At 64.4% G+C, this 20,375-nt stretch carries 12 protein-coding genes; 7 read left to right on the plus strand and 5 right to left on the minus strand.

Features of this window, described 5'->3' with window-relative positions:
• Nucleotides 1-141: 141 nt before the first annotated feature.
• A complete protein-coding gene (locus M1P90_RS18295; protein ID WP_483696726.1) occupies nt 142-3,009 on the plus strand; it encodes a helicase C-terminal domain-containing protein in 2,868 nt (955 codons plus the stop codon).
• Between the two features lie 153 nt (nt 3,010-3,162).
• On the opposite strand, the gene M1P90_RS18300 is transcribed toward M1P90_RS18295, so the two are convergent.
• The 5 genes from M1P90_RS18300 to M1P90_RS18320 form a co-directional block, all read right to left on the minus strand.
• Entirely contained in the window at nt 3,163-4,827 is a 1,665-nt protein-coding gene (locus M1P90_RS18300; protein WP_483696727.1) for a hybrid sensor histidine kinase/response regulator, read from the minus strand.
• 163 nt (nt 4,828-4,990) lie between these two features.
• Complete coding sequence (locus M1P90_RS18305; protein WP_483696728.1) at nt 4,991-5,485, minus strand: DinB family protein; 495 nt, start codon at nt 5,483-5,485, stop codon at nt 4,991-4,993.
• A 33-nt stretch (nt 5,486-5,518) separates the two neighbouring features.
• On the minus strand, nt 5,519-7,399 hold the full coding sequence (locus tag M1P90_RS18310) for a B12-binding domain-containing radical SAM protein (protein ID WP_483704653.1): 1,881 nt from the start codon (nt 7,397-7,399) through the stop codon (nt 5,519-5,521).
• Nucleotides 7,400-7,552: 153 nt separating this feature from the next.
• Nucleotides 7,553-9,019: a stage II sporulation protein M gene (locus tag M1P90_RS18315; protein ID WP_483696729.1), complete on the minus strand. Its 1,467-nt coding sequence runs from the start codon at nt 9,017-9,019 to the stop codon at nt 7,553-7,555.
• Nucleotides 9,016-10,008: an ABC transporter ATP-binding protein gene (locus M1P90_RS18320; protein WP_483696730.1), complete on the minus strand. Its 993-nt coding sequence runs from the start codon at nt 10,006-10,008 to the stop codon at nt 9,016-9,018. The genes M1P90_RS18315 and M1P90_RS18320 overlap by 4 nt, the downstream gene beginning before the upstream one ends.
• Before the next feature lie 189 nt (nt 10,009-10,197).
• On the opposite strand from M1P90_RS18320, the gene M1P90_RS18325 reads away from it, so the two are divergent.
• The 6 genes from M1P90_RS18325 to minC all read left to right on the plus strand — a co-directional run bounded on the left by M1P90_RS18325 (nt 10,198) and on the right by minC (nt 20,339).
• A complete protein-coding gene (locus M1P90_RS18325; protein WP_483696731.1) occupies nt 10,198-13,572 on the plus strand; it encodes an ATP-binding protein in 3,375 nt (1,124 codons plus the stop codon).
• Between the two features lie 264 nt (nt 13,573-13,836).
• Nucleotides 13,837-14,916: a rod shape-determining protein gene (locus M1P90_RS18330; RefSeq protein WP_483696732.1), complete on the plus strand. Its 1,080-nt coding sequence runs from the start codon at nt 13,837-13,839 to the stop codon at nt 14,914-14,916.
• A 59-nt stretch (nt 14,917-14,975) separates the two neighbouring features.
• Nucleotides 14,976-15,869 (plus strand): rod shape-determining protein MreC, encoded by an 894-nt coding sequence (mreC, locus tag M1P90_RS18335; protein ID WP_483696733.1) that lies wholly within the window; start codon nt 14,976-14,978, stop codon nt 15,867-15,869.
• A gap of 11 nt (nt 15,870-15,880) precedes the next feature.
• A complete protein-coding gene (gene mreD / locus M1P90_RS18340) occupies nt 15,881-16,381 on the plus strand; it encodes a rod shape-determining protein MreD (RefSeq protein WP_483696734.1) in 501 nt (166 codons plus the stop codon).
• A gap of 339 nt (nt 16,382-16,720) precedes the next feature.
• Nucleotides 16,721-19,417: a penicillin-binding transpeptidase domain-containing protein gene (locus M1P90_RS18345; RefSeq protein WP_483696735.1), complete on the plus strand. Its 2,697-nt coding sequence runs from the start codon at nt 16,721-16,723 to the stop codon at nt 19,415-19,417.
• 265 nt (nt 19,418-19,682) lie between these two features.
• Nucleotides 19,683-20,339 (plus strand): septum site-determining protein MinC, encoded by a 657-nt coding sequence (minC, locus tag M1P90_RS18350; RefSeq protein ID WP_483696736.1) that lies wholly within the window; start codon nt 19,683-19,685, stop codon nt 20,337-20,339.
• Nucleotides 20,340-20,375: the final 36 nt, after the last annotated feature.

Here is a 20,375-nt window from a genome sequence, read left to right on the forward strand (position 1 = left end):
TGCCTCCTGCCGACTGCTAACTGCCTCCTGCCAACTGCCAACTGCCAACTGCCCCCTTCACCCCGTCTCCCCTTCACCCCCTCGCTTCCGCTGATCGGGTATAATGCCCAGGTTAGCAAAACAAATGAGCGAGGATCGTTGATGGACCGGACCTTTGTCGCGATTGACGTCGAAACCACCGGGCTGGAAGCCGGCACCGACGAAATAATTGAAGTCGCCGCAGTGAAATTTAACGGCGACCAGGTGCTCGAAACCTTCCAGCAGCTCGTCAAACCGCGCCACGCGCTGCCGCTCAAAATCACGCGGCTCACCGGCATCAGCGACGACATGCTGAAAGACGCCCCGCGCTTTTCCGAGATCGCGCCCGATCTGGTGCGCTTTGTAAAGAGCTACCCGCTGATCGGCCACTCGGTCGGCTTCGACCTGAAGATGCTCCAGGCCCAGGGCATGCGCTTCGGCCAGGCCTCCTACGACACCTTCGACATGGCCACGCTGCTCATCCCGCAGGCGCCCGCCTACCGCCTGAGCGCGCTCGCCGCCACGCTCGGCGTCACGCACGACGACGCCCACCGCGCGCTCAGCGACGCCGACGTGACGCGGCAGATCTTCCTGCACATGCTGCGCCGCATCGAGTCGCTCGATCTCGCCACGCTTGGCGAAATCAGCCGGCTCACCGCCAAGCTCGAATGGCCGCTGCGCGACCTGTTTGGCGAAGTCGAGCGCAGCAAAGCCAAAAACATCTTTGTCGAGCTTGGGCAGAAGAAGGATGAAGAAACAAGCGCGCCGGCTGATGGAGCGCCCGAAACGTCCCTGCGCGCCACGGCAAATGAGCCCACGCCGCTGAAACCCACAGGCGACACCAACCCAATCGATCTTGGCGCGGTGCGGCGCTTTTTCGCGCCCGATGGCGCGCTGGGCAGCACCTTCGACGGCTACGAGCAGCGCGAGCAGCAGGTCGAAATGTCCGAGCAGGTCGCCGCCGCCTTCAACAACAGCGACGCCGTCATGGTCGAGGCTGGCACCGGCACCGGCAAAGGCATGGCCTACCTGGTTCCCGCAGCCATGTTTGCAGCCCAGCGCGGCGAGCGCGTGGTCATCTCCACCAACACGCTCAACCTGCAAGATCAGCTTTTCTTCAAAGACATTCCGGCGCTCCAGCGCATCATGGCCGCCGACGGCACGCTGCCCGCCAACAAAAAGCGCAAAAGCGCCGCCGAGCCGCCCTTCACCGCTGCGCTGCTCAAGGGGCGCGGCAACTACCTGTGTTTGCGCCGCTACAAAGACCTGCGGCGCGACGGGCGGCTGCTTTCCGAAGAGATTAAAACCCTGCTGAAAGTGCAGCTCTGGCTGCCCAGCACCAACAGCGGCGACAAGGCCGAGCTGCTGCTGATGGACAAGGAAAATGCCGCCTGGGGGCGCATCAACGCCACGCCCGAAACTTGCACTGGCGCGCGCTGCCCCGATTTCAAAGAGTGCTATTTCTTCAAAGCCCGCCGCGCCGCCGAGGCCGCCCACCTGATCGTCGTCAACCACGCGCTCATGCTCGCCGACATGGCCACCGAGGCGCAGGTGCTGCCCGAGTACGATCACATCATCATCGACGAGGCGCACAACCTCGAAGACGTGGCGACCGACCAGTTTGGCTTTTCTGTCAATCAAACCCAGCTGCTCGATTTCCTCGACAGTCTGTTTGAAACTGGCGGCGCGCAAACCAGCGCGGGCCTGTTTGCCGAGCTGCCGCGCCACTTCCAGCACAGCGCCGCCGGCTCGGGCGACATGGACAAGACCAACGCCATTGCCCAGGCCGCCGGCCCGGCCGTCACGCGTGCGCGCCAGAGCGTCTACGATTGTTTCAACCTGCTCACGGCATTCATGGCCCAGTCGCCCGATTCTTCGGCCTACGACGCGCGCCTGCGCATCACCGACGGCGTGCGCAAAAGCGAAAACTGGGGCGTGGTCGAGCGCGCATGGGACAACCTGTCCGTCCAGCTCACCGCCATTGGCGACGCGCTCGGCAAGCTCGACACGCTGCTGGGCGAGCTGAAAGACGCCGAGCTGCTCGACTACGACATGCTGCTGCTGCGTGTGCAGTCGCTGCGCCGCTACGCCACCGAAGTGCGCATCAACATCGGCTACGTCGTCAACGGCGGCGACGAGCAGAAAATCACCTGGCTGGTGTACGAGCGCGCCCGCGACACGCTAGCCCTGCACGCCGCGCCGCTTTCCGTGGCCGAGCTGCTGGAAGCCAACCTTTTCTCGCAAAAAGCCACGGTCGCGCTGGCCTCGGCCACCATGGCCGTCGGCGGCGATTTCACCTACATCAAAGATCGCATTGGCCTGCGCGAACCCGAAGAATTGCAGCTCGAATCGCCCTTCGACTACCAGAAGCAGGCGCTGGTCTACATCCCGAACGACATCCCCGAGCCCAATCAGCGCGGCTACCAGCAGGCGCTCGAAGAAACCCTGATCGGCCTGTGCACCGCCACGGGCGGGCGCGCGCTGGTGCTGTTCACGGCCAATAGCGCCTTGCGGATGACCTACAAGGCCATTCAGGAGCCGCTTGAAGAGCAGGGGATCGCCGTTCTCGGCCAGGGCATCGACGGCTCGCGGCGCAATCTGCTCGATCGCTTCAAGGAGTTCCCGCGCACGGTGCTGCTTGGCACCACCAGTTTCTGGGAAGGCGTGGACGTGGTGGGCGACGCGCTGAGCGTGCTGGTGATCGCCAAGCTGCCCTTTAGTGTGCCGAACGACCCGATCTACACGGCGCGCTCGGAAGGCTTTGACGACGCCTTCAACGAGTATGCCGTGCCGCAGGCGATCCTGCGCTTCAAGCAGGGCTTTGGCCGGCTCATCCGCTCGCGCGAGGATCGCGGCATTGTGGCCGTGCTCGACAAGCGCCTGCTCAGCAAGAAGTATGGGCAAGTCTTTCTCGACTCGTTGCCGCACACCACTGTGCGCAGTGGGCCGGGCAAGCACCTGCCGCTGCTGGCCGCGCGCTTTCTGGTGTGATACTTCGGCACTAATGTCATGCACTGCGAACTATGTTCTTGGCGTCATAGTGCGTACTGCGCATCGCGGAAAGTGCTTCACGACAAAAAACGCAGCACCCATTTCGTTTGAAGGCGAAATGGGTGCTGCGTTCGTTTTCTGGCAAAGCCACGATTATGTCGTGTTCAGCACCTGAAGCGCGAAATAGAGTTCGTTGGGCGTGAACGGCTTGGCCAGCAGTGGGCGGCCAGATTCGCCCAGAAAATCATACGACGCGATGTTGCTGGTGTCTCCACTGATAAAGATCAGCCGCTCGACATACTCGGGCGCGGCAGCCTGAATCTCGGCATACAGCTCGTTGCCGCGCATGCCCGGCATTTTCAGGTCGCACAACACCACATCGAAGGTACTCTGCCCGAGAAGTTCCATGCCCTCGTAGCCGTTCTGCACGATTGTGACGGCATTTTCCGGGCTGAGCGCATCGTGCACCAGGCGCTGCACCAGCTCGTCGTCGTCGATCACCAGTACGCGCCGGCCAGCTGGTCGCTCCTGCGCCGCCGGGCGTTTCGTGTTTGCAAGGTGCTGTGGCAGCGGCAGCTCGGCAAACAGCGACGCGCCCTGCCCCTCAGCCGACTCCGCCCAGATCCGCCCGCCATGTTCACCAACAATGCCATAGCAGACACTCAGGCCCAGGCCCGAACCTTGCCCCTGTGGCTTGGTGGTGAAAAACGGCTCGAAAATTCGGCTCAGCACATGCGGCGGCATGCCCGGCCCATTGTCGGACACCGCGACCTGAATGCAATTGGCTTCGGGGCGGTGCTGCACCTGAATGAGCAAACGGCGCCCGTGCGTCCGGCTGCGCAAGGCATACTGTGCATTGTGCACCAGGTGAAGCAGCACCTGGCTGAGCGCCCCGCCATCCCCCCAGATATTGGGCAAATCGATGGGCAAATCGCGCTCAACATCGATCTGGTCGATCATCAGTTCGCCCTGTTTCAGCGCCAGCACCTGATTGATCAGCAGCAGAATGTCGACTTCGCCCTGGCCGTGGCGCTGCTGGCGGGCAAACATTTGCAGGTTGCGCACCACCTCGCGCATGCGGTTTGCGCCCGAGCGAATATGCAGCAGTGCGTCCATCGCGTCGTCGGAAAGCTCTTCGAGCTGCAACAGCTCGGTGTAGCCAATCACCGCCGTGAGGGGGTTGTTGATTTCGTGCGCGACGCCGGCCACCAGCCGCCCAAGCGACGCAAGCTTTTCGTTTTCGGCCAGCTGCGAGTGTGTGCGCCGCAAATCCTCAAGCAGCTGGGCGTGCTCGATCACCGCGCCAGCCTGCTCAGCCAGCAGCATAGCAGTCGCTTCGGCGGCGGGCGGGAAAGCATCGTAGCTTTCCAGATTGTCGAGCACAAGCGTGCCAAAGAAGTTGCCCGAAACAAAAATTGAGCTGACCATCGAGCGGCGAATCAGGTGGATATCGCCGTGCATACGGAGGGTGCGGTTGGATTCCGTATCAAGAAATTCGGAATTCCACTCATCGTAGCTCAGCACTTGCGTGCCGCGCTGGCCGGCTGGCAGCAGCTGTAAAATCTGCTCGATCGGGAAGCGCACATTTTGCAGCTTTTCGAAATCGTAGCCGTGCAGCGCACGATAGCGGAAAAATGCGCCTTCGCGCACCACCAGGCTGCCACGCTGCGCGCCCGGCACGCACTCCACCGCAGCATCAAGAATGGCTTGCAGCAGGGTGTCGAGCGATTGGGGGGTTCGCAGCAACTGGTAGAAAGAAAGCAGCGATTGCAGTAGTTTCTGCGTTTGCTGATTGGGGCCGCGCCAACGGCGGTGCATTGTATATGGACGCCGAACCAAGCACGTTTCCTTTAGCGATATGTACGTTGTATGCCAGGCAGGCAGCATAAAATTCTGCCATCACCATACACGATCGCCAGGGATGGTGGGGTGCAGAGACGGCGACGGAACATTGCCAAAATGGCAGCAATTCAACCGGCGCTTAACCGGCGGCGCTGCGCTGCGCCAGGATTTTGGCGATCTGTTCAAGGTGGGTTACGTCGTGATGCCCGACCTGGATGGCTGCGTCGGTGAGGGTGAAGTGGCCGCGCTCGGGGTGTATGCCAGCCCGCTCCCACTGCTCGGGCGCGAGGTCGCTGAAGAAGCCGCGGGTTTGCTCGCGCGAGGCGTTGAATTCTTCAAGCATGGCGCGCAGGTCGCCCGCGTTGTAGGCGCGCTCGATCGCCAGGGCCTCGTGGTCGTAGGCGGGCAGGGTGGGGTAGTGCTGCGCGCAGATCTGTTCGGCACGCCCGCGAAAAAAGCCGTCGAAGTCGCGCAGGTGGCCCAGCACGTCGAGGAGCGTCCAGCCGTCGCCGCCGTCGCGCAGGGTGGAAGCGTCGCGCTGGCTCACGCTTTCGAGCAGGAGCGTGATGGTTGCGGCGGTGGTGCGCATCAGGCCAAGGTGGCGCGCGCGAATTTCGTGCAGTTGGTCGTACATGGACCGAGGCTCCATTCTTTCAGAAAAGCGAATTTATTCCCACAGCAGCGTATCGCTGGCTTCGCGCCAGCGCGCCAGGTCGGGCGCGGCCGCCCCGCGCGCCCACACGCCCGCGCCGCCAGCGGCGGCCCAGGCACGCAGCGGCGGTTCGTCGCCGGGTGCCAGCTCGTAGGCCCAGATGATTTCGGCGGCGGCGCGATAGGCTTCTGGCTCGGCCTGCGCGACCCAGGGCAGCACCAGCCACAGGCGCGGGCTGGCGCGCTGATATGCCGGCGCAGACTGTTCGGCCCGGTACACCGCCACCCGGTCGAGGTAGCCGGGCGTGAAGGGCAGCGCATCGCGCCACGATTGCAGCGCGGCTGGCGCGGGCGGCTGCATGCCGGCCAGCAGGTAGCAGTCGAACAAGGTGCTGGGGTTGGCGGCGATGGCCGTTTCCAGCCATGCGGCCAGCCGCTCGGCATCGGCCCAGCGCGCAATCACATCGACATGGCGCGCCAGCCGATTCGCGCTGCGCACCGCCTCCCAATCGGCTGCTTCGCCCGACAGGTCGACCCGCGTGACGGCTGGCCCGTCATCTGCGCGCCCGGCGAGCGCATCCGGGCGCGGCGCGGGGCAGCCCTCGATCTCGTCCGGGTCGAGGCCGGCGCCGCGCTTGAGCGTGTGGCGCAGCCGGCGCAGCTCGGCGTAGGGCAGGCGGTCGGTGCCGAGCACGTAGTAGGGCGGGCGCGCCTGATATTCCAGCGCGTACTCGGCGGCCTGCTGGCGCGTGGCCGTGCCGGGCAGCACCTGCAACGTGAAAATATCGTACGACCCCAGGTCTTCGCGGGCAATGAAATCGAGTGTTTCGGCCACGCCAGCGGCATCGTCGGCGGGCAAGCCCAGAATGACATCGAGGAAGATCGCGACCCCGGCGCGCTGCAAGCGGCGCGTGCCGGCCGCCCATTTGCGCAGGTCGGTGCGGCGATGCGCTACCTGCAAGGCCAGCGGGTTGGCCGTCTGCAAGCCCACTTCTGCTACCTGCAGGCCGGCGCGGCGCAGCATACTCACCGCTTCGTCGGTCAGGTGCTCGCCGCGCAGCTCGGCGTAAAGCGCCAGCGCGCCGTCGGCATTCAGGTCGGCCAGCGCGGCCATGAGCGGGCGAAACAGTGGCACCAGGTTCAGGTTGGCTTCGATGAAATGCACCTGCGTCGCGCCGCGCTCGCGCCCCCACGCGATTTCGGCCAGCACGCGTTCGAGCGGGAAATAGCGATTGCCCAGGCGCGGCCCCATGTTGCGGCCATACAGGCAGAAGGCGCAGGCGTAGGGGCACCAGCGCGAAATTTCGACCATGAGCATGGACGCGGGTTCGAGAAAGCCCAGCAGGTAGGGCGACGGCACGGCCGCAAGATCGTTCAGCGCCACGCGCTCGGCAGTGAAGCATATTTTGCCAGAAGCATCGCGCAGGGCCAGGCCAGGGATGGCTTCCAGCTCGCGCAGATCGCGCGGAATGCCGTTTTTCGTAAGGTGTTGCAGCAGCTCGCAAAAGGTCTGCTCGCCCTCGCCGATCACCGCAATATCGACGGCGGGGTGACGCAGCACCCAGTCGTTGTCGCGCTGCACCTCGGGGCCGCCAACCAGCACCAGCAGGCCGGGCAGGCGCGCGCGGGCACGCTCGGCCACCAGCAGGCTGCGCTCGCTGTTCCAGGTATACAGCGAAATGCCGAGCACCTGCGGGCGGCGCGCTACAATCGCATCCACCAGCATGGCATCGCCAGCGTGGTCGGCCAGCGCGCGCGGCAGAATATCAACCTGCACGCGTTCGAGCAGGCCCTGAGCGTGGGCATAGGCTTTGAGGTAGCCAGCCGCCAGCGGCACATTTGTGGCCGGGTTGTTTGGCACCGGCAGCTGCATCAGCAGGACGTTGAGCGTTTCCATAGACACAGTATTATACCCGCTTGAAGCGCAAACAAAAAGCAGAGGCGGATTGCCCGCCCCTGCCCAGGTTTAGTGCGTCATGCGTAAATATTTCAACGGATTTTTCATTCGCATCAGCCACAAATCTGCGTCATCTGCGGATGTCGCTCTTCCTTACCCCCCATACAGCGCGCGAATGACCTGCGGCGTGAGCAGCCCTTCGATCAGGCCGGCGAGCAGGAACAGCGGCACCAGCACATACAGCCAGACCTTCGCCAGCTGCGCCAGCGCCCACAGAATATTCTGCCCGACGGTGAAGCCCTTCGGCGGCGACATCAGCGCCGCGCCCACGCGCAGGCCCATGGCCGAGCCCAGGATGGCCGTGGGCAGCTCGATGATTCCGTGCGGCACAATATAGCCCAGCAGAAACTGCAGCGGGCTGGTGTGACCAAGCGCGAACCAGCTGCCGCCGCGCTCGGCCAGCGTGCTGGCCACAAAGCCAATTTGCGCAAACGCCACCGCCGGCACCAGAAACGCGAATATGCCAAACACAAACAGCGAAAACACGCCCGACAGCAGCGCCACGCGAATGTTATTCAGCGCAATGCCGATGCCCAGGCCAAAGCTTGGCGCGGGCGGTGCGCCAATATTCGAAAGGTAGGCATCAAGAAAGCGTACGCGGTAGGTGCTGCCGATATAGCCGCCGCTCAGCAATCCGCTCAGCGCGGCGACAAGCGCCACCCCGATTGGCAGCCGGTAGTCGCGCAGCAGGGCGGGCAGCTCGCTGCGGTAGAAGCGCGCCACCGAAAAGCGGCGCTGTGTGTACTGGTCGGGTGGCACGCCAGCGGGCCGGTATTCGTGGAAAAAGGTCATAAACGTGCGGCCAACTTGCCGGATGTTGAGCTGCTCGTGCTCGCGCGAAAGAATTTCTTCGCGGTTGAACGCGCCCATACCCGTGCGGATCAATGTAATCGCAATCACCGAGAGAAGCAGCACAATAATCCATAGCACGCTCCAGGCGCGCGCCGTTCGCCCGATGATCAGAATCGCTTCGAGCTGAACCACCGAAGCGGTTGGCAGCAGCACAAAGCTCGCCAGCAGGTTGGCGGCGCGCACGCTGGTGGTGTGGCTCGAAATAATCACCGCGCTGGCAACCATCACAATCGCTTTGGTGGTGATCAGCAGGAAGATCACCAAGATGTACTCGGGCGTCAGGCCGCGCGCAAAAAGCTGCGGGTAGCCCAACGCCAGCGCGCCGCAAAACACGCCCATCGCGGTGAAGGCCGAAAACAGCGGCGGCAGCAGCGACGAGGCCAGTTTGCCCAGGTACAGCGCGCCATCCGAGATCGGCATGGCCAGCAGCGCTTCCAGGCTGTTGCGCTCGCGCTCGCCCACAAAGGTTTCGAGCGCGGTGATCAGCGAGAATGATGCAGGTATGAAACCAACCAGCAGCATCACAAACGGCACCAGCAGCGGCACGGTATTTTCGTCGGCAATGAAGCGAATGGCGAAGTTAGCCGCGCTGACCAGCAGAAGCGGCAGGATGAAGGCGAGAATGAACATCGGCGCAAGGATGCGCCAGTCGGTCAGCGTGTCGCCGACTTCGCGGCGGGTGATGGTGCGGATCGCGCTGATGCTCATGGCTGCACCTCCTCGACTTCGGGAAGCGGCTCGCCCGGTGCGGGCGGCGCATCGCCTGCGCTCCAGGTGCGCTCGTTTTCGTCGGCCACAATGCTGAGGTAGACATCTTCCAGGCTGCGCGGCAGCTCGGCCAGCGCAACCACCGGCACGCCGCGCGCGGCCAGCCGCCCGAGGATCTGCGGGTTCAGCGCGCGCGGGTCGGCGCAGCGGAATTGCAGCCAGTCGTCGCCAACCGCCTCAACGGGTGCAAGATCGGCCAGCACGCCGGCCGCCACGTCGGAGGGCGCGGCCAGCCGCAATTCCCAGATCGGGTCGCCCAGCAGCTGGCGGGTGAGCTGGGCGCGCGTGCCCTCCGCGACGATCCGGCCGCCGCGCACCACCACGATGCGGTCGGCCAGCGTTTCGGCCTCGACGAGGTTGTGGGTGGTGAGCAGAATGGTGCGGCGGGCGGCACGCAGCTCGGCAATCGCGTCGCGCACGGTTCGCGCGCTATGCGGGTCCATTGCAGTGGTCGGCTCATCCAGAAACAGCACCGGCGGGTCGTGAATCAGCGCACGAATCAGCGCGATCTTCTGCTTCATGCCTTTCGAGTAGCTGTCGAGCCGCTTCTCACGCGCTTCCCACAGCCCAAACTGCTGAAGCAGCGCCTCGCCGCGCCGGGCGCACTCGCGCGCGCTCATGCCTTGCAGCGCGCCAAAAAATGCCAGGTACTCCTGGGCGCGCATGCGATGGTACAGGCCGGGAAACTCAGTCAGCAAGCCCACAACGTGCCGCACCTCGCGCGCCTGCTCGACCACATCGTAGCCTGCGATGCGCGCCGAGCCGCTGCTGGGTTTGAGAATAGCGCCCAGCATGCGCACCGTGGTGGTTTTGCCCGCGCCGTTTGGGCCAAGCAGTGCCACCACTTCGCCTTCGTCAACCTGCAGTGAAATCTCGCGAACCGCTTGAAAGGTGCCAAATTCTTTATGGAGTTGGACGGCTTCGATCATGCAATGCTCCATGGGCGTACAATTGTCGCACAGGCAGTATAGCAGGATGCTTCGTGCCGCGGCAATGGCAGAAGGTGTGCGTTTCGCCAACGATTGGGCAAACGTGGCGCATGAATGAGCCGGGCAAGGCGCGCGGGCGTAGTATAATTGACCGCTACCATCGCTTTCAGCAAAAGGCCGGCCGCACGCATGCCAAGCCGCGAGGACATCGAGCAAACCATCGCCGCGATCGAGCAGCGCCGCGCCACCCTGGGCGATGCGCTCACCGATGCGGCGCTGGCACCGCTGCGCCAGCAGCTGGCCGCGCTCGACGAGCAGCGCAAGCAGGTGACGGTGCTGTTTGCCGATATGGCGGGCTTCACCGCCACCGCCGAGACAATGGACCCCGAAGACGTGCGCGACGTGATTCGGGCCTATTTTGGCCGCCTGTCGAAAGCGATCACGCACTACGGCGGCTGGATCGAGAAGTTCATTGGCGACGCAGTGATGGCGATCTTTGGCATCCCCACCGCCAACGAGCGCGACCCCGAGCACGCCCTGCGCGCGGCGCTCGACATGCACGCCTCGCTGGCCGAGCTGAACGCCGAGCTGGAGCGCGAGCGCGGCATTCGCCTGGCAATGCGGATCGGCATCAATACCGGGCCGGTGGTGGTGAGCTTTCTGGGCGGGCGGCAGGGCGAAGATTTCTCGATTGTGGGCGATACTGTCAACCTCGCCAGCCGGCTTGAGCACGCCGCGCCGGTTGGCGGCATCCTGATTTCGCACGCAACCTATCGGCATATACGCGGCCTGTTCGATGTGCAGCCGCAGCCGCCACTGGCAGTGAAAGGCAAAGTCGAGCCGATCCAGGTCTACGAGGTGCGGCGCGCCCGCCCGCGCACGCAGGAAACGCAACTGCGCGGCGTGCAGGGCGTGGCCACGCCGATGATCGGGCGCGATGCCGATCTGGCCGCCTTGCAGGATGCCTTGCGCGCTTGCGGGGCGCAACAGCGCGCCCAGGTGGTGACGCTGCTGGGCGACGCAGGAGTCGGCAAGTCGCGCCTGGTCGAAGAATTTCTCGAATGGGGCGGCCAGCAGCCCGAGCATGTCTGGCTGTTTCGCGGGCGCGGCGGCCAGGAGCCGGGTCGGCGGCCCTACGCGCTCATCCGCGACCTGTTCGCCTTCCGCTTCCAGATCCACGACAGCGACCGCGCCGCCGAGGCGCGCCAGAAACTCGAACGCGGCATTGTGAGCTTTATGGGCGCGGCCGGTGCCGAGCGCGCGCCCTTCATCGGCCACCTAATCGGCTTCGACTTCTCGGCCAGCCCGGCGCTGCACGGCATTCTCGACAACGCCCGCCAGCTGCGCGACCGCGCCTACCACTACCTGGCGCAATTCTTTGAAGCCGCCACCGAAGTGCAGCCGGCGCTGATCTGCCTGGAAGATATTCACTGGGCCGACGACAGCTCGCTGGAAGTGATCGACTACCTGGCGCGGGCCTGCGAGCGCCTGCCGCTGATGCTGCTGGCCGTGACGCGGCCAGTGCTGTTCGAGCGGCGGCCTGCCTGGGGCAGCGAGCACCCGAACCCCACACGCATCGCGCTGCGCCCGCTGAACGAAACCGACAGCCGCAGCCTGGTCGCCCAGATTCTGCGCCAGATTCCCAACACCCCGCCCGAATTGGTTGATCTGATCGTCAGCCGCTCGGAAGGCAACCCGTTCTACCTTGAAGAGCTGATCAAAATGCTGGTGGAAGATGGCGTGATCGTGGCCGAAGGCGAGCAGTGGCGCGTGGAGGTGGCGCGCCTGGCCGAGACGCGCGTGCCGCCCACGCTGACTGGCGTGCTTCAGGCGCGCATCGACGCGCTGGCGCCCGAGCAGCGCGCAACCCTGCAGCGCGCTTCGGTGATCGGGCGCGTGTTCTGGGATGCCGCCGCCGAGCGGCTGGCCTCCGACGGGCGGGCCGGGCGCAGCGCACGCGTTCAGAACGACATGCGCGCCACCCGCGACATGGCCAGCATCATGCGCACACTCACCGACCTTGAAACGCTGCACACCAAAGGGCTGACGGTCGCGCGCCCGGTGTCGTCGTTCGCCGGCACACAGGAATTTATGTTCAAGCACGCCCTGCTGCACCAGGTGACCTACGACAGCGTGCTGAAGCGCCAGCGCCGCCAGTACCACACGCAGGCGGGCGAATGGCTGATCGAGCGCAGTGGCGAGCGCGTGGCCGAGTATGCTGGGCTGATTGCCGAGCATTTCGAGCGCGCTGGCGACGCCGACCGCGCCGCCGACTGGTATGCGCGCGCGGCTGGGCAGGCGCAGGAAATCTATGCGTCGGATGTAGCCGCCGAACACTTCCGCAAGGTGCTGCGCCTGCTTCCCACTACCGAAGAGCGCGATGTAGCTGGCGCAATGCGCAAAGCTGCTGCTTACGAAGGGCTGGGCGAGATGCTGCTGTGGCAGGGGCGCTACAGCGATGCAGCCGCCAGCTACACCGCCATGCGCTCGGCCGCTGAGCTGGCCGGCGACGGCATTGCCCAGGCGCGCGCGTGGTATGGGCTGGCCGAAGTGCGCGAGCGGCAGGCCGACTACCCGGCTGCCCAGGCCAGCGCCGCCCAGGCCGAACAAATCGCCGAGCAGGTCGGCGCGCATGTCGAGCGCGCCATGGCCCAGCAGCTCCAGGCCTGGTGCCTGTTCCAGCAGGGCGATGCAGCCGCCGCGCAGGAGCGCGCCGAAGAGGTGCTGCTGCTCGCCACCGAGCACGACGCGCTGCGCGAAATGGGCCGGGCGCTCAACCTGCTTGGCGCGATCCACAAAGCTGCCGCCAACTTCCCGCAGGCCAGCCGCGCCATGCGCAGCGCGCTGGAGCTGCACCGCGAACTGGGTGATCGCCTGCGCGTCGGCGGCACGCTGAACAACCTTGGTCTCACCGCCGAAAGCAGCGGCGATTACGCTGCCGCCGCGCAGCATTACGACGAGGCGCTGGCAATTGCGCGCGAGATCAACGACCCCGAGCTGGAATGCCAGTCGCTGGCAAACCTGGGCGGCACGCAGGTGGCGCTGGCGCGCTTCGCCGAGGGCGAGCAGAACTTGCGGCAGGCGCTGCGCATCGCTGCCCCGAATAACCCCGGCCTGCCGCGCGTTCACTGCCGCCTGGCAGCGGCATGCCTGGGCCAGAATGATATTCCCGGCGCACTGGCCGCTGTGCAGCAAGCTTTTGAGCTGGCCCAGGCCCTGCGCGATCGCCCGGCCCTCGGGCTGGCGTGGCGCGTGCTGGGCCAGCTTGCCGCCCAGCCGCAAGGCGCAATGGCGCTGCGCGAGGCGGCGACCCAGTTGCCCGCGCCAATGCGCCAGCCACACGCCGCAGCCTGCTTCGCCGAAAGCACGCGTATCTTTGCCGAGCTGGGCATGCCATACGAGCGCGCACTCACCCAGCGCGAGCTGGCTCGCTATGAGCTGGCGCGTGGCAACCGCCTGGCCGGCCTGGCGCTCTGGCGCGAGGTGCGCGCGGTTTTCACGCGCCTGGGCATGCGGAGCGACCTTGCTCAGATGGATGGGCACAGTGGGGAGGAAGGGCAATGACCACTCCCGTGACACACCAGCAGCGTGCCGGCAGGGAAACTATCCGCAATGCTGTAAACAAATTCTTATTTCCTTATGACAAGTAAGCAACGCGCTGCATGGCGCTGACGCTTCGCGGCGCGGCATGTCATGGCGCGACTGTCAGCATCCTGTCAGAAAGGCGCGACAGCAACCTATGGTATAATGGCGCCATATTCGCTTGACATATCGGCAACACCGCCCCGATCCCTGCTCGACGCGGGTCGCGGTTGGAGGAATACACACGTGGCGATTAACCCGCTGAACTCACTTTTTGGCGCATTCAGTCGCGATCTCGGCATCGACCTCGGCACCGCCAACACCCTCGTGCATGTGCGCGGCAAGGGCATCGTCATCAGCGAGCCTTCGGTTGTCGCCATCGATAAAAAAAGCAAAGAAGTAAAAGCCGTCGGCGCGGAGGCCAAGGCGATGGTGGGCAAAACGCCTGCCAATATCATCGCCGTGCGCCCGCTGAAAGATGGCGTGATCGCCGACTTCGACGTCGTCGAGAAGATGATCACGCACTTCATCAAGAAAGCGCACGATCGCTCGTTTGGCGTGATCTCGCCGCGCCCGCGCGTGGTGGTGGGCGTGCCCTCGGGCGTGACGCAGGTGGAAATGCGCGCCGCCCGCGATGCCGCGCTGAACGCCAACGCCCGCGATGCCTATGTCGTCGAAGAGCCAATGGCCGCCGCGATTGGCGCTGGCCTGCCCGTCGACGAACCAATGGGCTCGATGATTGTCGACATTGGCGGCGGCACCACTGAGGTGGCTGTGATCTCGCTGGGCGGCATTGTGATCAACCACTCGATCCGCACCGCTGGCGACGAGATCGACGAGGCGATTGTCAACTTCGCCCGCCGCGAGTACAACCTGCTGATTGGCGAGCGCATGGCCGAGAAGGTCAAGATCGCCGCCGGCAGCGCCTACCCGCTCGACGAAGAAATTCGCGTGGTGCTGCGCGGCCGCGACATGCTGACCGGCCTGCCCAAAGCCGTCGAGGTATCCAGCGTCGAGCTGCGCGAAGGCATTTCTGGCCCCGTCAACACGATTGTGGCCGAGGTGCGCGCCGCCCTGGAAGAAACACCGCCCGAGCTGGTGGCCGACGTGATGGAGCACGGCATTATGCTGGCTGGCGGCGGCGCGCTGCTGCACGGCCTCGACCGGCGCATCGCCGCCGAGACGAAAATGCCCGTGCATATCGCCGAAGACCCACTTTCATGCGTGGCGCGCGGTGCCGGCAAAATGGTCGAAGAATTCCACAACCCGGTGTACCGCGACATTCTGAACAGCACGCAGCGCACCCGGCGCGTTCGCTACAAGTAGTTGCCGATTGGGGAGCGCTGAACCCGGCGCTTCTCCAATTCGCAATGTGCCTTCTGACTATGCGTGACTCCGTTCGCAATCGCTCCATGCGGCTCCCCCGCCCATCGCCCTACCGCTCGCTGACCCTGATCGTTTCACTGCTGGTGCTGGCTCTGCTGCTGGTAGTGCTCGACCAGGGCGGCATGCTTGGGCCGCTGCGCGCGCGGGTGCAAACCTACCTTACCCCGCTGATGCAGCCCCTGCGCCAGTTCGGCGACCGCGTTGGCGGCATCGGGCAGAGCATCAGCGAGGTGCAGCAACTGCGCGACCGCGTGGCTGCGCTGGAGCAGGAAAACGGCAGCCTGAAGGCCGAAAACATTAAGATCCAGGAAATGCAGCAGCGGCTTGACCAGCTCGAAACGCAGCTTCGCATTGAGCGCGAGCGCAAATGGCAGCTACTTGGCGCCGATGTCAGCGCGCGCTCGCCCGACGGCGGCCGCCGCATGCTGATGCTGAATGCCGGCGAAGAAAAGGGCATCAGGCCCGGCATGGCGGTGCTGGGGCAGGAAGGCAGCAGCCCGCCCGCCCTGATCGGCGTGGTCGATTCGGTTGGCCCCCGCAGCGCCAGCGTCCTGCTGATCACCGACTATAGCAGCGCGGTGAGCGCCAAGATCTACCACAATAATGTCGCTTCCACCGGCGTAGTGCAGGGCCAGTGGCAGGTTGGCTCGCGGCTCAGGCTCGAAGCGATTGATCGCTCGCTGCCGCTGACGGCTGGCGATATTGTCTTCACCGCTGGCCTGACGGCTCAGTTCGACACCGAGCTGCCCCGCGCCGCGATTCTGAAAGACATCCCGATTGGCACCGTCGAGGAGATCGAAATCGACGGCCACAACCAGAACGCCGACGTGCGGCCGTATGTCGATCCCGACCGTGTGACGTATGCATGGGTTCTGCTGAACCAAAACGACTAGAAGAGCGCATTGTGCGCGAGCTGTGGCTGGCGCTGGTGCTGCTGGCCGCCGCAATGCTGCAGGCTACTGTGCTGCCCAAACTGTTTGGCAGCACGCCCAACCTGCTGCTGCTCATCATTATCTGCCGGGCGCTGCTGAATGGCCCGCGTAACGCCGCCCGCTGGGCTTTCTATGCAGGCCTCGGCCTCGATCTGTTCGCCGACACAGCGTTAGGCTCGCACGCGCTGGCGCTGCTCTTGGCAGTGTTACTGGGCACGCTGCCACTGGCCTGGCTTAGCCGCAGCAACTGGCTGCTGCCACTGCTGGGTATTATGCTTGGCACGGTTGGCTACCATGCCATGATGATTCTGCTCAGCACACTGCTCACCGCGCCAGTTGATGTGCGCACCTACCTGACCGTGGTGGCACTCCCTGGCACCTTGCTGCTGCTCATTCCGGCGCTGCCGCTGTTTCTGCTGATGCGCTGGCTGGAAGGTCGCCGCCGTGGCGAAGTCGCGCTCGATGTGTATTAGTGCGCGTGAACGCGCGGGGGTTAGGGCCTGGGGAATAGGGATTGGTGATTGCAATGCGTAGTGAAGCCCTTCACTACCCTATAACCTCACTTGGAATTACACCAGAGCAGGGGAGGGAGAATAGTGGTTAGTGTTCGTTTGCTCAGGCTGCAAATCGAATGACCGACCACGCCACATCGTCAGGAGTTTTGAGTGCTGAATGTTGAGTGTTGAGTTGCATCGCACCAACCCTCAATCGCACCATCTCCGTGTTCTCTGCGCCTCTGTGGTGAATTTTTCCGGTCGTTTGTCCGCGGTCGGGCGTCACAATCGTAAATCGTAAATCCAAAATCGCAAATCGTGAACCGTATTATTCTGCCAAAACTGATCGTGCTGGCCATTCTGGTTGCCCTGGTTGGGCGGCTCTACCAGCTGCAGGTCGTGCCCGACGAAGCCGAACGCTACAGCGCCTCGTCGCGCGCGCGCACACTGCGCTACCTGCCGGTGCGGCCAACTCGCGGCGAAATTTTTGCGGCCGATGGCAAAACGCTGCTGGCCGAAAGTGTGCCGATCTACACGGTTTCGATCCGCCCGGCCGACCTGCCCTCGCTGATCAGCGAGCCAGAAGCGCGCGCCGAGGTGTTCAGCCGCCTGAGCCAGCTGCTTGGCATCTCGAACACGCTCACGATCTCGCCCGCCGCCGCGCTCGACGAGAGCGTGCTGCACAACGACCTGCTGCAAGGGCTTGGCGCGCCCAGCTTAGCCACTGCCCAGCGCCTCGAATCGCACCCGCCCGCCACGCTCCAGCTCGCGCCCGAGCTGCGGCCCGGCGCGGCGCAGCTGGTTGCGCAATACCGCCCGGTGGCCGAGTTTGGCCCGCCGCGCCGCACACCCAGCAGCGGCGGCACGCCCGTGCCCGACCTGGTGCCCGTCACGCTTGATGGCGGCACGGTTGTCACCACCACCAGCACGCTCGTCATCTCGCCCGCGAGCAGCCTCGACACCAGTTCCACCCTGCGCGACGATATTGCGCGCCTGCTTGGCACGCCTGCGCTCAGCGCAATCAGCCGCCCCGCCGACACCGACTGGATCGAGCTGACTGTGCCGCCGAAACAGCTTCGCAATGCGCTTACGCTCAGCGCCGCCTACACGCAGACATTGGCGCTCACCAACCCGCTGGCCGTGAAAGTTGCGCAGGCCGACGTGCCGGGCTACCAGACCGTGCCAATCAAGCAGGATATTCCGCGCGAGCTGGCGCTGATTCTGCGCGAAAACGCCACCAGCCTGCCCGGCGTTGTGATCGAGCAAGACTATCGGCGCAACTACCCACTCAGCGGCCAGATTCAGTCGTTTTCGCACCTGCTTGGCTATATTGGCAGCGTGACGGAATGCGAACTGGTGCGCAAAAACAGCGCGCGCTCGTGGGTGGGCAGCCTGCTCGAGTCGCTCGGCCACGCCGAAGAATGTGGCATTGTCACCAAACAGCTGCGCCCCGACGAGCTAGGTGTGCCGCGCTACCTTGAAAACCAGGACCGGATTGGCAAGGACGGGCTGGAAGCGAGCTACGAAGACGAACTGCGTGGCCAGCTCGGCTGGAACAGCCTGCTGGTCGATGCCGCCGGCCGGCCCGTGCAGGCGCCCACCGAGATGAAGGCCACGCACGATGGTAATAACCTTGTGCTCACGATCGACGCGCCTTTCCAGCAGCAGGTCGAGCAGATTTTGCGCAACTGGATCGACATTGCCGAAAAGCGCCGCCTGGCGCAAAGCGGCCAGTTCGCCTTTAAGCGCGACTACAAACCGCTGCGCTCGGGCGTTGCAATTGCCATGGAAGTGAAAACCGGGCGGATTCTGGCCATGGCCAGCTGGCCAGGCTACGACAATAATGTCTGGTCCGATCCCAAGCGCACCAGCGACCTGAGCGCACTGCTCGATCTTTCCAACCCCGAAAATCGCCGCCTGACGCCGCTGCTGAACCGCGCCGTGCAGCTGCAATACCCGCCCGGCTCGACACTCAAGCAGTTCGACGCGCTGGTGGCGCTGCAGGATGGCGTCATTACGCCGCAAACGCGCGTCCACGACCCAGGCACGCTGGTGGTGGAAAACCGCTTCGCGCCGGGCGTCACCACCACCTTCCGCAACGCCGGCTCGCGCGGCTATGGCGACATCAACGTTTCCGATGCACTGCTGCACTCGTCGAACATTTTCTTTATGTCGGTGGTGGGCGGCAACAAAGAGCAGGTGGTCAACCTCAGCGACCCGCAGAAAAACATCCCGCAGGGTTTGAACGACCAGCGCTTTGCCGCTGGCATGGGCTTGTTCGGCCTGGGCCAGAAAACCGGCGTGATGCTGGCCGGCGAATTGCCCGGGCGCGTGCCAACGCCCGAGTGGAAGCAAAAAGCCAAGCTCGAAGCATGGACTACCGGCGACCTGTACAACGCCGCGATCGGCCAGGGCGACCTTGAAGTGACGCCTTTGCAGCTCATCACGGGTGGCGTGGCGGTGGCGAATGGCGGCACGCTCCTGCGCCCGCAGATCGTTCAGGCTATCACTGATTCGCGCGGCAATGTGGTGCGCACGGTCGCGCCCGAAGTGCTGCGCAACGTCCCGGTCGACCCGGTGTATTTTCAGGTGGTGCACGACGGCATGCGCCGCTCGGTAACCGAGGGCGCGAACGTCGCCGCGCGCGACCAGTGCTCGGGCCTGCAGATCGCCGGCAAAACTGGCACCGCCGAGTTCGGCCCCGAGATCCAGCCGCCGCCAGTAAACGGCCGTGCGCGCCTGGCTGTGCGCCAGAGCCATTCGTGGTTCGTTGGCTTCGCGCCCGCCAACGACCCGCAGATCGAAGTGCTCGCTCTGGTCGAGGGTTCGGGCGACCTGGGCGACGGCTCGGCCACCATTGCCGTGCCAGCCGTCACGCAAATCATGCAAGCCTACTTCGGCACCACCCCGCCCAACCCGCTGCCACGCGGCTGCCAGACCGACATGCCGCCGCTGCCGCCGCGCCCAACCATCGGCGCAGTCGCGCCGCCACTGGTTGGCCCTACGTCGCGCTAGCCTGCTGCGGTAAATGAACTACAAAACTGCAAAACCACGGAACCACAACGCATAAACGCCAGCCATTCTCAGTTCCACGGTTCTTGGTCCACGGTTCTTGGTTCTTGGTCCTCGGTTCTTGGTTCTCACTGCATGGGTTTTCCACAATTGCGCCGCACGACTCGTGATAAGAGCGGAACATGCTTGTGTGTAGTTTTCTGAAATACTTGACAACATATGGTATTATGGTGAGTACCAACTGCAACATGTGTGCGACGAACCAGCCATGGCGAACCTGATCGCAATCAAAGGCAACAAAGACGGCCTGCGCCTCCAGCTTGACGAAGCGGCGGCATGGGATGAGCTTGTGGCAGCGCTCCGTGGGCAATTCAGCCAGGGGGCGAACTTTTTTCATGGCGCACACATTATTATCGACATTGGCGAGCGCACACTGAGCGATAATCAGCTCACCACCCTGCTGGATCTGATGAAGCAGCACGGCGTGCGGCCCGAGTCGCTCGCCTCGACCACGCGCGAAAGCCGCAATGCCGCCCGCAATGCTGGCATTACTGCGCGGGCACTGGCGCGCACCCCCGAGCCCGAAGAGCGCGGCGACGCCGGCTTTATCACCCGCACCGTGCGCTCGGGCCAGGTCATTCGCCACCACGGGCATGTCACCGTTCTGGGCGATATCAACGCCGGGGGCGAGATCATCGCCGCCGGCAATGTGATCGTGTGGGGGCGGCTGCGCGGGATCGTGCATGCCGGCGCGCTGGGCGACCGCAGCGCAATTATTGGCGCGCTGGAGCTGGCACCCATGCAGCTGCGCATCGCCGACCTGATTGCACGCTCGCCGGAAGGCGGCAGCAATAGCTACCCGGAAGTCGCATTTGTCGATAACGACCAGATCAACGTCGAGGCATGGGATGCCTATCGAAAGTAAGTATGGGTTTTGAGTTTTGCGTTTTGCGTTGAATCC

The organism is Kouleothrix sp. 19917 (assembly GCF_057073505.1).